Genomic DNA, 13,465 nt, shown 5'->3' with positions numbered 1-13,465 from the left:
ACATGGCATTGTGGGTTCCGTTGCGCCCCGAATCCGAACAGCGAAGGAGTTTCCTTGTCCGCACCGAACCTCACCCGCGAGCAGGCCGTCGCCCGGGCCGCGACCATCCACGTGGAGAACTACCGTGTCGAACTCGATCTGACCGATCAGCCGACCGTCCCCGACGCCACCGGAACGGACACCTTCTTCTCCCGGTCGATCGCGACCTTCACCGCCACCCCCGGCGCGGAGACCTTCGTCGACATCGTCGCGGCCGGGGTGCGCTCGGCGGTGCTCAACGGTGAGCCGCTGGATGTGAGCGACTACGACGAATCCCGCGGGCTACGGTTGACCGATCTGGCCGAGCGCAACGAACTCGTGGTCGAGGCCGACTGCGTCTACTCGCACACCGGCGAGGGCCTGCACCGGTTCGTCGATCCGACCGACGACAAGGTGTACCTGTACTCGCAGTTCGAGACCGCCGATGCCAAGCGCATGTTCGCCTGCTTCGACCAGCCCGATCTCAAGGCGACCTACGACGTGATCGTGACCGCGCCGCAGGACTGGGAGGTCATTTCCAACGGGGCGTGCATTCAGACCCGGCCGCTGGGTGCGGTGGTCGAGCACACCTTCGCCACCACGCCGCGGATGAGCACCTACCTGGTGGCGCTGATCGCCGGACCGTACGCCAAGTGGACCGACAGCTATACCGACGAGCACGGCGTGATCCCGCTGGGCATCTACTGCCGGGCCTCGCTGGCCGAGCATATGGATGCCGAGCGGCTGTTCACCGAGACCAAACAGGGCTTCGGGTTCTATCACCGCAATTTCGGGGTGCCCTACGCGTTCGGCAAGTACGACCAGCTGTTCGTGCCCGAATTCAACGCGGGCGCGATGGAGAACGCCGGTGCGGTCACCTTCCTCGAGGATTACGTGTTCCGCTCCAAGGTGACCCGCGCCTCCTACGAACGCCGCTGCGAGACCGTGCTGCACGAGATGGCGCACATGTGGTTCGGCGATCTGGTGACGATGAAGTGGTGGGACGATCTGTGGCTGAACGAGTCGTTCGCCACCTTCGCCTCGGTGCTGTGCCAGTCGCAGGCCACCGAATACACCAGCGCCTGGACCACATTCGCCAATGTCGAGAAGTCCTGGGCCTACCGCCAGGATCAGCTGCCCTCCACCCATCCGATCGCCGCCGACATTCCGGACTTGGCGGCGGTGGAGGTGAACTTCGACGGAATCACCTATGCCAAGGGCGCTTCGGTGCTCAAGCAGTTGGTCGCCTACGTGGGCCTGGAACCGTTCCTGGCGGGTCTGCGCGACTACTTCGCCGAGCACGCCTACGGCAACGCCACCTTCGACGACCTGGTGGGCGCGCTCGAAAAGGCGTCCGGGCGGGACCTTTCCACCTGGGGCGCGCAGTGGCTGAAGACCACCGGCCTGAACATCCTGCGACCGGATTTCGAGGTGGCCGAGGGCAAGTTCACCCGCTTCGCCGTGGTGCAGGAGGGCGCCGCGCCCGGCGCCGGTGAGCATCGCGTGCATCGGCTGGCGATCGGCGTCTACGACGAGCGCGACGGAAAGCTGGTGCGCACCAAGCGCGTCGAGCTCGATCTCGACGCCGTCGAGCGCACGGAGGTGGCCGAACTGGTCGGCGTCGAGCGCGGCAAGCTGGTGCTGATCAACGACGACGATCTCACCTACTGTTCGGTGCGCCTGGATCCGGAGTCGCTGGAGACCGTGGTCGGCCGCATCGCCGATATCGCCGAATCCTTGCCGCGCACGCTGTGCTGGTCGGCGGCGTGGGAAATGACCCGTCAGGCCGAGATGCGGGCCCGCGACTTCGTCGCGCTGGTGCAGCGCGGCGTGGGCGCGGAAACGGAAATCGGTGTGGTGCAACGGCTGCTGCTGCAGGCGCAGACGGCGCTGGCGAGCTATGCCGAACCCGGCTGGGCCACCGCGTCCGGCTGGCCGCAGTACGCCGACCGGCTGCTGGAGCTGGCCCGTGAGGCCGAGCCCGGCTCGGATCGGCAGCTGGCCTTCGTCAACGCGCTCACCGCCGCACTGCTGTCGCCCTGGCATATCGAGGTGCTGCGCGAGCTGCTCGACGCCGATCCCGCCACGGTCGGCCTGCCCGGTCTGGCGGTCGACACCGACCTGCGCTGGCGCATCGTGCAGGCGCTGGCGTCGGCGGGTGAGATCGATGGCGAGGGGCTGGAAACCCCGTTCATCGACGCGGAACTGGAGCGCGACCCCACCGCGGCCGGTCGCCGCCAGGCCGCCACGGCGGCCACCGCGCGCCCGCTCGCGCAGGTCAAGGCCAAGGCGTGGGATACGGTCATGAACGACGATTCGGTCCCCAACATCACCACCCGCGCGATCGTGGGCGGCTTCGCCCCGGTGGGGCAGTCCGAACTGCTCGCCCCCTACACCGAGCGCTACTTCGCCGACATCCCCGCGGTCTGGGAGCGGCGCTCCAGCGAGGTGGCCCAGACCGTCGTGATCGGCCTGTACCCGTCCTGGGCGATCTCGCAGGACGCCCTCGCCATCGCCGACGAATTCCTCGCCGCCGACCATCCCCCGGCCCTGCGCCGCCTGGTGATCGAGGGCCGGGCGGGCGTGGAACGCGCGCTGCGCGCGCGGGCTTTCGACGCCTCGTAACAGCGCCAGGGCTCTCGCTGCTGTGAGCAGATCTGCTCACAGCAGCGTGGGGCGCATTTCGCGGGGCAGGTCGGGCACCGTTGAGACATGGCTCAGGACAACAAGACTCCGCTGTTCGGTTGGCGCGCCAGAGAGCAATTGCTCGCCCGGCGCATCGTGGTACTCGACGGCCCGCTCGACGACGACAACGGGACGCTGCTGATGACGCAGATCCTCACTTTGGCCGCGGAGAATCCGCTGGCGGGGATCTCGCTGTGGATCCATTCGCCGGGCGGGTCGGTTCCGGCCATGCTCGCGATTCGCGACACCATGCGGCTGGTGCCGTGCGAGGTGTCCACACTGGCACTCGGAATCGCCTACAGCGCTGGGCAATTCCTGCTGTCGTCGGGAACGAGGGGACACCGGTTCGCGCTGCCGCACGCCCGGGTGCTGATGCATCAGGGGTCGGCCGGAATCGGCGGCAGCGCGGGTGAGGTCGAGATCCAGGCCGACGATCTGCGCCACACCATCAAGACCGTGCTCACCTGCATCTCCGAGGACACCGGGCAGCCCTACGAGCGGGTCTACGAGGACTCGCTGCACGACCGCTACTACACCGCGCAGCAGGCGCTCGAATACGGCTTCATCGACCGGATCGTCGAATCGTTCGACCAGGTCATTCCGCAAAAGCAGAAGGTGGGGATCTCGTGACCAGCTACACCATTCCCAATGTGATCGCCCAGCATCCGCGCGGCGAGCGCATCATGGACGTCTACTCGCATCTGCTCGCCGGGCGCATCGTCTACCTCGGCACGCCGATCGACTCCGGAGTCGCCAACGCGCTCATCGCCCAGCTGCTACACCTGGACGCCGACAGCCCGGGGCAGGAGATCAGCCTGTACATCAACTGCGAGGGCGGCAACGATCTGTCGGCGATGCTCGCGATCTACGACACCATGCAGCATCTGCACGCACCGGTGGCGACCACCTGCGTGGGCCAGGCCATCGGCGTGGGCGGCGTCCTGCTCGCCGCCGGGACACCGGGCCACCGGGGTGTGCTGCCGCACGCGCGCGTGGTGCTGCACCAACCGGCTGCCCGCGGCCAGGGCACGATTCCCGACCTCATCCTGCAGGCCGACGAACTGGTCCGCATGCGGGCAGCGATCGAGTCGATCCTGTCCAAGCACACCGGCCAGACGGTCGAGACACTGCGCCACGACACCGATCGCGACCGCGTGTTCACCGCCCAGTCCGCGATCGACTACGGCCTGGCCGACCGGATCCTCGGACCGCGCTGAATCAGGCCGCCAGCGCCATGAGCGTCGGTGCCGCGGTATGCCGCGGCACCGCGGGGCGCAGCACGGCCGCGCGCTGGTACCGGCGCAGATCGTCGGCGACCTGTTCGGTGAGCCCGCCCAGCGTCGTCCCCAACGCCCCGGCCAGGGCGGCGATCATCTCGCTCGACGGCTCCTTGCGCCCGCGCTCGACCTCGGACAGGTACTGAGGGGAAACACCCGCGCGCCCAGCGGTTTCCGCGAGGGTCTCGCGCTGCTCCTGGCGCAGGGCGCGCAGGCGCTCGCCGAGCACCTCGCGCCAGAGCGGCTCGCGCACCGGCTCATCCTCGCGCCCGCCCGGAATGGAATGCAGTCTGCGATGCTCGGCCATGTTCCGAGCCTAAGCCCCTCCCCCGCCGACCCGCCCCCTCATTACGCTCAGGGCGTACAAACAGCGCACCCCTTCCGTTGCGTCGCACTCGCTGCGGTCGCGCGAAGCGGGTGCGTGGGAACGGAAGGGGTGCGCGGTCGGGAACTAGCTGGGCCGCCCGATGGCCGCGGCCATCACACGCACCGCGGACACGAGTCCGTCGATGAGCTCGCCCTGCCGCAGCGAGGACAGCGCGGCGGTGACGCCGAGCTGGCAGATCCGATCGTTGACGCGGTCGGCCACCTCGCGGCCGGAGCGCACCTCCACGGCATGCTCGTTCGGGGAGACGGCGATGAGCACCGAACGCGCCGCCTCGGGGGTCCGCGGGAACAGCGCGTCGACGCCCGCGGCCGGATCCGCGCCCAGGTCGCCGATGTAGACGTTGAACCGCACCTTCGTGCTGCGGGTGGCCTCGGTGAGCGTGTTGTCCATCAGCAGCCGTTCGTGATCGCTGAACGGCGCCTCCTTGAACACGTCACCGGCCTCGTGCACGCCGGAGACGCGGCCGCTGCTGGTCACGGCCCATCCGTGCGGCAGGTCGGCCTCGACCACCGCGGGCCACTTAGAACTTGCCACTTGCCCGGCCTCCGATCAGGTCCACCCGTGCGGATTCGATTGCGGCATGACTGCCATGCGCAGGGTCTGCGTGCCCGTGACCCGAACCGGTCACCTCGTCGGTCGCACTCCACAGCACCGGGTCGGCGGTCCACTTGTCACCGAGGTTGTAGTGGACCGGCTTCTCGCCGGGCAGCGGCTTGCCGAGATACGACAATCCGGCGATCACCGCATAGATCACCAGCGGGATGCCGACAAAGATCAGCACTGTCTCGAGAATGCTCACGACCCAACGGTAGACGATGGGCCCGACGGCGCAATCGACCGGTGAGCCCGCCGCGGGCACGTGTCGGAATCTTTTACACCAGCCACGCCGCCGCGTTGGCGGGCAGCTGCCGTCCCTCGATCGGCGCGCTGGCCAGCAGCACCTCGCCCGGCGGCAGCGGGATCGGGCCGTCGGTCGCGTTGAGCGCGCAGATCAGCCCGCCTCCGGTCCGGAAGGCCAGGCAGCCGGGCGGGCTGCCGTACCAGTCCAGGCTGGTTCCGGTGAATTCCGGCCGCACCGAACGCAATTCGAGGGCCATGCGGTACAGCGACAGCGTCGAGTTCAGCCGCTCCAACTGAGCTTCCACGGTCAGCTCGGCCCACTGCGGGGGGATCGGCAGCCAGGAATTCGGCCCGGTGGTGAAGCCGAACGGCGGCCGGTCGCCCTCCCAGGGAATCGGCACCCGGCAGCCGTCGCGGCCGCGCTCGGTATGCCCGGAGCGCTCCCACACCGGATCCTGCAGCACCTCCTCGGGCAGATCGTCGACATTGGGCAGGCCCAGTTCGGCGCCGTTGTAGATGAACACCGCGCCCGGCAGTGCCAGCTCCAGCAGGATCATCGCGCGGGCCCGGTCCACCCCGACCGCGCCGCCGCCGTAGCGGGTGACCTCGCGATCGATGTCGTGATTGGACAGCGTCCAGGTCGCGCTCGCGCCCACCCAGGTCACCGCCTGCATCGAATTGTCGATGGCCGCACGGATTTTCGCGGCGTCGAAGGGGGTTTCGGCGAGTTTGAAGTTGAACGCCAGGTGCAGCTCGTCCGGGCGCAGGTATTCGCCGAAGCGCACGTTGTCGTTGACCCAGACCTCACCGATCGAGACCGCCCCCGGATATTCGTCGATCACCTTGCGAATGCGGCGGTGGATGTCGTGCACGCCCGGGTTGTTGAACCGGTAGTCGTCGTCCTCGAGGTGGAACATGCCGGTCGGTACCGGGTCCATATCCGGCAGGCCAGGTGGCTTGGCCATGCCGTGGGCGACGTCGATACGGAAACCGTCGATGCCGCGGTCGAGCCAGAAGCGCAGCGTCTTCTCGAAATCCGCGATGACATCCGGGTTTTCCCAGTTCAGATCCGGCTGCTCGCGGGCAAAGATGTGCAGGTACCACTGGCCGGGGCGGCCGTCGGGTTCGGTGATGCGGGTCCAGGCCGGGCCGCCGAAGATGCTGGGCCAGTTGTTCGGCGGCTCGGAACCGTCGGGACCGCGGCCGTCACGGAAGATGTAGCGGGCGCGTTCCGGGCTGCCCGGTTCGGCGGCGAGTGCCGCGATGAACCAGGGGTGCTGGTCGCTGGTGTGGTTGGGCACCAGGTCCATCGTGACGCGGATGCGCCGCTCGTGCGCCTCGGCGATCAGCTCGTCCAGGACGGCGAGATCGCCGAAGAGCGGGTCGATATCGCGGGGATCGCTGACGTCGTAGCCGCCGTCGGCCATCGGCGAGCGCATCACCGGGCAGATCCACAGCGCATCGATGCCGAGCAGCTCGAGATATCCGAGCCGGTCGCGCAGACCGCCCAGATCACCCACGCCGTCGCCGTCGGAGTCGGCGAACGAGCGCGGATAGACCTGATAGAACACCGCCGACCGCCACCACGGGTCGACGGGAGAGTCCCCGGCTGATGAAGGTGTCACAAAGGTTAATAGTGCCAAAGATTTCCGCTGAAAGCGCTCCGAGCGGGCGACTCCGGCGATATGGAGCAAATTTTCGGCAGCATAGACTTGTAGTGGAAACCCCGTGAACTACACCAAGTTTGCGCGGTGGGTCAGAAGGGCGAGTTCATCAGCGAATTTGCCGCCATCTCCAGGTAGTCGAGCAGCGCACGCCGGTGCTCATCGTCGAGCACCTCGGGTTCGATCTCGGCCACCGCGATCCGCATGCAGCGCAGCCAGGCGTCGCGCTCGATCGGCCCGATCCGGAAGGGCATGTGCCGCATGCGCAGTCGCGGATGTCCGCGCTCGTCCGAATAGGTCCGCGGCCCACCCCAGTACTGCTCGAGGAACATCCGCAACCGCCGCTCCGCGGGCCCGAGATCCTCCTCCGGATACAACGGCCGCAGCACCTCGTCCGCCGCCACCTCCCGATAGAAGGCCGCCACCAGCCGCCGAAACGTCTCGGCCCCACCGACCGCCTCGTAAAAGGAGGTCGCCGTCTGCTCTCCCGAACTCATCAAACCTCTCATCCGTCGCACCCAAGTCCACCGTCCCGCTCCATTGTGCCCGCCACCCCCAACCCCAGCCCGCCCCCTGCCTCGGCAACAAGTTGGCACTCAATCGGGATCGGATTGTGCTCGGCGGGGCGGCGGGGCGTCGGCATTCTGAGATCACCAGTTGGTGGCGCGGAAACGGGCGTCGAGTGCATACCGCCCCCGGGTGTAACCGGCCGTTCACGCACAGCACAGACGGAATGTGTCAAATCAGCTGGCAAAGGTGGCGGTTCCATGGTCAACTGGGTGGCAGTGTCTGCCCAGATACCACACGAACCGGACAATACGAATTCGGGGTTCCCATGAAGCAGCGGCACGGCGCCCGGTCACACGAGGCGAGAACTCACCGACAACTCCAGCCCGCCGACGTCCACAATCGTGGGTCGGGGGCTACTCCGCTGCATGTTGTCATCGATAAACATAGTTATCCGGGTGCTCACCAGCACCGATCTACCGAATCTCCGCCAGCCGTCGCGCCCTGGGTCAAGCGCCGGGTGTTGCTTCTGAACGCCACCTACGAGCCGCTGACCGCGCTGTCCGCACGCCGCGCCATCGTCCTGCTGATCTGCGACAAGGCCGATCCCGTCCATCACAATGCCGATGGTCCGGTGGTCCACTCCGCCGGCGCTTCGGTCGCCCTGCCCTCGGTGATCCGCCTGCGCAACTACGTCCGCGTGCCGTACCGCGCCCGGGTGCCGATGACCCGCGCGGCCCTCATGCACCGCGACCGATACCGCTGCGCCTACTGCGGAGGCAAGGCGGAAACCATCGACCACGTAATCCCGCGCAGCCGCGGCGGCGCCCACTCCTGGGAGAACTGCGTCGCCTCCTGCGCCCCCTGCAACCACCGAAAGGCCGACAAACTCCTCAGCGAGCTCGGCTGGACCCTGCGCCAACCCCTGGTCTCCCCCAAGGGCCCGCACTGGCGCCTGCTGTCGACCACCGCCGACCTGGACCCGGTATGGCTGCAGTACCTCGGCGAAGGCGCCGCCTGACCCGGTAACCGGCCGGTTGGCAGATGCGCGATCCCCGGTGCGGTTGCGCGCGTTCGGCCGCGATGAGCGCTGCCGCGACCTGGTTGTCGAGCGCGCATACCTCGCGCCAGCGGGCCTCCATAGCTCAGCCCCGATAGTCCTGTGCCGAAATCGGGCCCGACAGCCGTGAGCTGAATCACTCATCCCACTCCGACTGTCCACGCCCGTCCGACCACCCCGGGCGACTCCACCCACCCAGGCCACCTGGCCACCCACGCCTACACCCGGCCACGCCACACCACCGGCCGCGCCACGCCCACACCCGGCCCCGCCGCCGGGCCACGCCGGCACCGGGGCACGCCACTCCGCGCCACATACAACGCGCCGCCCGATCACACCGTGCGACTCGTTTCGACCAGTACCGAGCCACTCCGCGCGATCCCACCCGCGGCTCCAACCGACCGCGAGCGTGGCGATCCCCGCTTTGGGACTCGTGACCGAGGGCGCGGTAAACCGGTTACGAATGCAGCAATCACAAAAGAGAGCAGCGCTCTTGACACCTGGGCAGTCGATGCGGCATGCTCGTCCCTAAAGCGAGAGCACTGCTCTCTAGAAAAGGGAGACATCATGTCCGAGTTGCACATAGTCACCGGAGCCGGACCCGTCGGGACCACCATCGCCGAGCAGTTGGCCGGGGCGGGGCAACGGGTTCGCATTCTGACCCGGTCCGGCAGCGGCCCCGAGCATCCGTTGATCGAGCGCCGGCGCGTGGATGTCACCCGGACGGACCAGCTGAGCGCCGCGGCCGAAGGCGCGGTGGCGATCTACCACTGCACCCACGGTTCGCGGTATGCCGCGCGTGCCTGGTGGGACGAGTTGCCCGGGACCGAACAGAATGTGCTGTCGGTCGCGGGCCGGGTCGGCGCGGTGGTGGTCTTCCCGGAGAGCCTGTACTCCTATGGCCCGGTCGATCGACCGATGGTCGAAACCATGCCGCGCGCAGCCGATTTCGGCAAGCCTGCCGTGCGCGCGGCACTGCTACGGGCACGCGAGGAATCGCCGACCCCCACCGTCAGCGTCGCCGCCGCCGACTTCATCGGACCGCATGTGCGAATGTCGCACGCGGGCGAGCGCATGGTCCCGAATATCCTCGGCGGCAGGGCCGTTCAGGCCTTCGGCCGCATCGATCTGCCGCATTCGTTCACCTACATGCCCGATCTGGCCGCCGCCATGATCAAGGCCGCCGCCGACCGCACCCTGTGGAATTCGTTCCTGCACGCGCCCACCGCTCCGGCCGTATCGATTCGAGAACTGGTCGCCGTCTTGTCGACCGCGGCCGGGGGCCCGGCCCCGCGCATCCTCGCCATGCCGACCTGGGCCCTGCGCGCGGCCGGGCTGATGAACGAGATGATGCGCGAACTGGCCGAGATGAACTACCAGTTCGATCGCCCGTTCCACCTCGACTCCACCGCCAGCGAGCACCGACTCGGCCTGCGTCCGACACCACTCGAGGAGGTGGCCGCCGGAACCGTGAACTGGTGGAAAACCGTTGTCGTCCAGACGAACCGATCGCGTCAGCCGTACTCGCTGGCCTGAATTCCCCAGGTGCCCGGCTCCAGTGCCTCGAACATGTGTGGCTGGTCGCCCGGGTAGCGGATGTAGTCGCCGGGACGGAGTTCGACGGGGGCGTCGGCCGGGCCGACCAGGGCGCGTCCCGCGGCGAGAATCACATGTTCGATCTCGCCGTGCAGATGGGGTTCGGACTCGCGCGGCTGGCCGGGCTCGGCGGAGACCAGGTAGATGTCGCGGCGGGCGTTGGGCGGACTGGCCGCCAGCAGGGTGACGTGGTAGTTGGCATGGGCCGAGGCCAGTACCGGCCCCTCGCTCGCGCGGATCACCTGGACCTGCGGGCGCGGCGGGTCCAGCAGCCGCGAGAACGGGATTCCCAACGCCACGCACAGCGCCCACAGCGTTTCGATGCTCGGATTGCCGGTGCCCGATTCCAGCTGGGACAGTGTGGATTTCGCCACACCCGCGCGGCGGGCGACCTCGGTGAGCGACATCCCCGAACGCGCGCGCTCGCGGCGCAGCGCGGCGGCGATGGCCTCCTGCGGTGGCGCGGTCGGCGCGCCGTCGTGCTCGGTCATAGTGGGTCCAGACAGTACCTCGGTGTCGTGGAGTCCTCGTTGACGAACCCCGCCTCCTGTGTTCACTATAGAAGCCGTGCGTTCGATATGGCGAACACTGGATCGCAGTGACCTGACCGGAATCGCGGCCGTCTGCCTGGCGGTCGGGGTCATCGGCGTGTCCTACGGCGCGTCCTCGGTGACCTCGGGACTGCCTGCCTGGCTGCCGATCCTGCTGAGCGTGCTCGTACTGGCGGGCGGCGCGGAATTTCTGTTCATCGGCATCGTATCGGCCGGTGGCAGCATGGTGGCCGCGGTGCTCGTGGGCCTGGTCGTCAATGCCCGGCACCTGCCCTACGGCCTGGCGCTGCCGGATGTGGTCGGCACCGGCTGGCGACGCCTGCTCGGCACGCACGTGATGAACGACGAATCGGTCGCGCTGGCCCTCGCCGAGAACGACCAGGACCGCCGTCGCGCCCGGTTCTGGCTGTGCGGACTCGGCGTGCTGCTGGCCTGGCCGCTGGGCGCGGTCCTCGGCGTCGTGATCGGCGCGGCGGTCCCCGATCCATCCCGCTTCGGCCTGGACGCCGTGTTCCCCGCCGTACTGCTCGCCCTGGCGGTACCGGCCCTGCGCGACAGGGCCACTCGCCGGGCCGTGATCGCGGGCGCCGCCGTAGCCGCCATCACCACCCCGTTCCTCGCGGCCGGCCTGCCGGTCCTGCTGGCTCTGCCCGCGGCGCTACTCGCCTTCGACCGCAAACGGGGAGAGCAGGCGGGGCAGGCCGAGCAGGTGAAGTGTGCCGGGGCCGCGGAGGCGGAGCTCGCCGGAGTCGAGGAGATGGAGCTCGCCGGGGCTCGAAACACGAAGCCGACCGCGGTCGAGATGTCAAGCAGGGCGACCGTCGGTACTGCGAACGGCAATAGGACGGTCGCCGATAACGCGAGCGGCAGTAGGGCGGTCGGCCATACCGCGAGCGACAGTAGGACGGTCGGCGACACCGCGAGCGGCGGCAATAGGGCGGTCGGCGATACCGCGAGCAGCAGTAGAACGGCCGCCGGTACCGCCAGCGGGAGCAGGACCGTCGCCGATATCGCGGATCGGGAGGAAGACCACTGCCGACACCGCTAGCCGGTACCGAAACCGTGAGCGGCGATGCGTTGATCGGAGCCCAAAATGCCGACGGCTCGTGCCGACGGGTTCCGGTGGATCGTCCGGCTTGCGACCTTCCGGCCTCCGGGCAGCGCAGTGGTCGGCGACAACCAAGAGCAGCAACGTCTTTCGATGAAGTAGAGGCAGAATCTTTTGAGCACCACCCTGATTGCCGGAGCTATCGCGCTCGCGGTAGGCACCTACGCCATCCGCTTCGCCGGGCCGCTGCTGCGCCGCCGTATCAATGTTCCGCCCCATGTGACCGACCTGCTGGAGACCGGGTCGGTGGTTCTGCTGACCGCCCTGGCCGTCACCGAGTTGATGCCCTCGGGGCACAAGGTCGGATTCGCCCTGCCCGCAGGCGCTCTGGTGGCAGTGGTCCTGGCCTGGCGGCGTGCGCCACTGATCGTGGTGGCGCTCACCGCGGCCGCGACCACTGCCCTGCTCCGCGTCCTCGGGGTCGCCTGAGCCGGTCCGCGGGGCGCTTGTCGCTCGGATGTTGCCACAGGTCGAGCCGGCTCAGGAGGGGATGAGCGGCATGCCCGGGCCGCGGCGGCGGGCCACCGAACCGTAGCGGGCGTCGATGCGCAGCCAGGTGCGGGTGGCACGGACGCGAACGATCTCGGTCGACGTGATGCGGCGGGAGTCGGCCTTGTCACCGGAGTGCGGGATGAAATCCATTGCGGTGAGTGCGAATACCACCCGCATGGGCACCTCGACCTGCTCGTCTCCACCTGTCACGGTGAGGACGGTCTGGTCCAGGAGCGAGGCCGGGGGGCCGTGGCCGCTGCCGTGTTCGGCCGCCAATTCCACCCCACGCTCGGCCAATTCGACCAGGGCGCGGGCGGGCACGTCGTCCACGTGCACGAAACCGGTGGTGGGCGGGAGCGCGCCGCGCCAGGCGGAATCCATCGAGTAGCCGAGGTCGATGGGCGCGCCCGCGTCGGGGCCGTTCAGACCCGACAGGATCAGATCGCCGCCGACCGTGACATCGCCGACGCCCAGCTCGGCGACCACCGTCCGCACCGCAAGCGCCTCGAATCCGGTTGCCGCCCAGGCGGATACATAGTTCACCCCGCGCCGTCGCAGCCGGATAACCGCCGCGGGATCGAGCCGTATCGCGCGCGCGACGAAGGTCGCCAAATTCTCGCGTTCGGCAGGGTCGCGGATCTGCAGCACCCGCTGATCGCTGTATTCGAAGGTCATATCGTCGGAAGAGCTCAGCCGATCTTCCACTGGTTCAGGTAATCGCGCTCGATCGTCGTCAACCGGCGCAGCCGCTGGGTCTCGATATCGAAGGCGGCGAGCTGGGTGCTGGCGGTGACGGCGGGCGGCGAATCCGGGGCGACGCCATTGGCGCGCACCTCGTAGCCGATGGTGAAGTCGACCGCGCGCATCTGTTGGATCCACATCGCCACGTCGAGCGGCGTGTCCTCGTGCCGCAGCTGTCCCCGGTAGCGAACGTGCAGGTCGACCATCACACATCCGGCGCGCAGGCCGGAGGTCGGGCGGTCGTCGAACAGCCACGGAATCCGGGCCTCCTCCAGCAACGTCACCATGCGGGCATGGTTGATGTGCTGAAAGGCGTCCATATCGGACCAGCGCACCTCGACCTTGGTGTGAAACCGCCTGGGCAGCACGGCCGAGCCGCGCGCCGATCCGTTCCCGGCCAGCGAACCACCACTCGTCAACGCATTACCTCCGATCGGATGGACCGCTCCCAGTATGCAGCCTTTGTGCCCTTCACTCCGTTCAGGGCCAGCCGCGCGGAAGTTTCAGAGGCCAGCTTCAGAGGCCAGGCGGCTGGAAG

General features: G+C 68.4%; 14 protein-coding genes and 1 pseudogene. 7 read left to right on the top strand and 8 right to left on the bottom strand.

Features of this window, described 5'->3' with window-relative positions; translation table 11 throughout:
• Positions 1-54 precede the first annotated feature (54 nt).
• From pepN to NDR87_RS29560, 3 genes are all read left to right on the top strand, one after another.
• Positions 55-2,643 (top strand): aminopeptidase N, encoded by a 2,589-nt coding sequence (gene pepN, locus NDR87_RS29570; RefSeq protein ID WP_251916990.1) that lies wholly within the window; start codon positions 55-57, stop codon positions 2,641-2,643.
• Between the two features lie 87 nt (positions 2,644-2,730).
• Complete coding sequence (locus tag NDR87_RS29565; protein ID WP_251916992.1) at positions 2,731-3,333, top strand: ClpP family protease; 603 nt, start codon at positions 2,731-2,733, stop codon at positions 3,331-3,333.
• Complete coding sequence (locus NDR87_RS29560) at positions 3,330-3,920, top strand: ATP-dependent Clp protease proteolytic subunit (RefSeq protein ID WP_251916994.1); 591 nt, start codon at positions 3,330-3,332, stop codon at positions 3,918-3,920. Before NDR87_RS29565 ends, NDR87_RS29560 begins: the two co-directional genes overlap by 4 nt.
• A 1-nt stretch (position 3,921) precedes the next feature.
• Here NDR87_RS29560 and NDR87_RS29555 read toward each other — a convergent pair whose 3' ends face one another.
• From NDR87_RS29555 to NDR87_RS29535, 5 genes are all read right to left on the bottom strand, one after another.
• A complete protein-coding gene (locus NDR87_RS29555; protein ID WP_251916996.1) occupies positions 3,922-4,287 on the bottom strand; it encodes a helix-turn-helix domain-containing protein in 366 nt (121 codons plus the stop codon).
• 144 nt (positions 4,288-4,431) lie between these two features.
• On the bottom strand, positions 4,432-4,902 hold the full coding sequence (locus NDR87_RS29550; RefSeq protein ID WP_251916998.1) for a DUF5130 domain-containing protein: 471 nt from the start codon (positions 4,900-4,902) through the stop codon (positions 4,432-4,434).
• Positions 4,889-5,167 (bottom strand): hypothetical protein, encoded by a 279-nt coding sequence (locus NDR87_RS29545; protein ID WP_251917000.1) that lies wholly within the window; start codon positions 5,165-5,167, stop codon positions 4,889-4,891. The genes NDR87_RS29550 and NDR87_RS29545 overlap by 14 nt, the downstream gene beginning before the upstream one ends.
• 73 nt (positions 5,168-5,240) lie before the next feature.
• The gene (locus NDR87_RS29540; RefSeq protein ID WP_251917002.1) at positions 5,241-6,833 is read right to left on the bottom strand and encodes a glycoside hydrolase family 13 protein; all 1,593 of its coding nucleotides are present in this window, start codon (positions 6,831-6,833) and stop codon (positions 5,241-5,243) included.
• 131 nt (positions 6,834-6,964) lie between these two features.
• Complete coding sequence (locus tag NDR87_RS29535) at positions 6,965-7,369, bottom strand: globin (protein ID WP_251917004.1); 405 nt, start codon at positions 7,367-7,369, stop codon at positions 6,965-6,967.
• Positions 7,370-7,707: 338 nt separating this feature from the next.
• Here NDR87_RS29535 and NDR87_RS29530 point away from each other — a divergent pair, with 338 nt between their 5' ends.
• A complete protein-coding gene (locus tag NDR87_RS29530; RefSeq protein WP_251917006.1) occupies positions 7,708-8,400 on the top strand; it encodes an HNH endonuclease in 693 nt (230 codons plus the stop codon).
• A 606-nt stretch (positions 8,401-9,006) separates the two neighbouring features.
• Positions 9,007-9,975 carry an NAD-dependent epimerase/dehydratase family protein gene (locus NDR87_RS29525; RefSeq protein ID WP_251917008.1) on the top strand — a complete coding sequence of 323 codons (969 nt, stop codon included), beginning with the start codon at positions 9,007-9,009 and terminating at the stop codon, positions 9,973-9,975.
• Here the strand turns inward: NDR87_RS29525 and NDR87_RS29520 are convergent.
• Positions 9,954-10,526: a helix-turn-helix domain-containing protein gene (locus NDR87_RS29520; protein WP_251917009.1), complete on the bottom strand. Its 573-nt coding sequence runs from the start codon at positions 10,524-10,526 to the stop codon at positions 9,954-9,956. The genes NDR87_RS29525 and NDR87_RS29520 overlap by 22 nt on opposite strands.
• A 76-nt stretch (positions 10,527-10,602) precedes the next feature.
• On the opposite strand from NDR87_RS29520, the pseudogene NDR87_RS29515 reads away from it, so the two are divergent.
• Together NDR87_RS29515 and NDR87_RS29510 are read left to right on the top strand one after the other, a co-directional pair.
• Positions 10,603-11,265, top strand: a pseudogene (locus NDR87_RS29515) (AzlC family ABC transporter permease); the annotation flags it as partial.
• A 543-nt stretch (positions 11,266-11,808) separates the two neighbouring features.
• Complete coding sequence (locus tag NDR87_RS29510; protein ID WP_251917012.1) at positions 11,809-12,123, top strand: AzlD domain-containing protein; 315 nt, start codon at positions 11,809-11,811, stop codon at positions 12,121-12,123.
• A 51-nt stretch (positions 12,124-12,174) separates the two neighbouring features.
• On the opposite strand, the gene NDR87_RS29505 is transcribed toward NDR87_RS29510, so the two are convergent.
• Both NDR87_RS29505 and NDR87_RS29500 read right to left on the bottom strand, forming a co-directional pair.
• Positions 12,175-12,861, bottom strand: coding sequence for a hypothetical protein (locus NDR87_RS29505; protein ID WP_251917111.1), 687 nt, complete (start codon positions 12,859-12,861; stop codon positions 12,175-12,177).
• Between the two features lie 14 nt (positions 12,862-12,875).
• On the bottom strand, positions 12,876-13,328 hold the full coding sequence (locus tag NDR87_RS29500; RefSeq protein WP_286014216.1) for a thioesterase family protein: 453 nt from the start codon (positions 13,326-13,328) through the stop codon (positions 12,876-12,878).
• Positions 13,329-13,465 lie beyond the last annotated feature (137 nt).

Origin of the sequence: Nocardia sp. CDC159 (assembly GCF_023740735.1) — a bacterium.
In the GTDB taxonomy this organism is placed as follows: Bacteria; Actinomycetota; Actinomycetes; order Mycobacteriales; family Mycobacteriaceae; genus Nocardia; species Nocardia pulmonis.
Note: the sequence above shows the minus strand (reverse complement) of the source record. Positions and strands in the feature narration are given on the sequence as shown.

Coding starts and splice junctions, on each gene's coding strand:
- NDR87_RS29565 (WP_251916992.1), top strand. CDS start 2,731: ATGGCTCAGGACAACAAGACTCCGCTGTTCGGTTGGCGCGCCAGAGAG.
- NDR87_RS29555 (WP_251916996.1), bottom strand. CDS start 4,287: ATGGCCGAGCATCGCAGACTGCATTCCATTCCGGGCGGGCGCGAGGAT.
- NDR87_RS29535 (WP_251917004.1), bottom strand. CDS start 7,369: ATGAGTTCGGGAGAGCAGACGGCGACCTCCTTTTACGAGGCGGTCGGT.
- NDR87_RS29530 (WP_251917006.1), top strand. CDS start 7,708: ATGAAGCAGCGGCACGGCGCCCGGTCACACGAGGCGAGAACTCACCGA.
- NDR87_RS29525 (WP_251917008.1), top strand. CDS start 9,007: ATGTCCGAGTTGCACATAGTCACCGGAGCCGGACCCGTCGGGACCACC.
- NDR87_RS29520 (WP_251917009.1), bottom strand. CDS start 10,526: ATGACCGAGCACGACGGCGCGCCGACCGCGCCACCGCAGGAGGCCATC.
- NDR87_RS29505 (WP_251917111.1), bottom strand. CDS start 12,861: ATGACCTTCGAATACAGCGATCAGCGGGTGCTGCAGATCCGCGACCCT.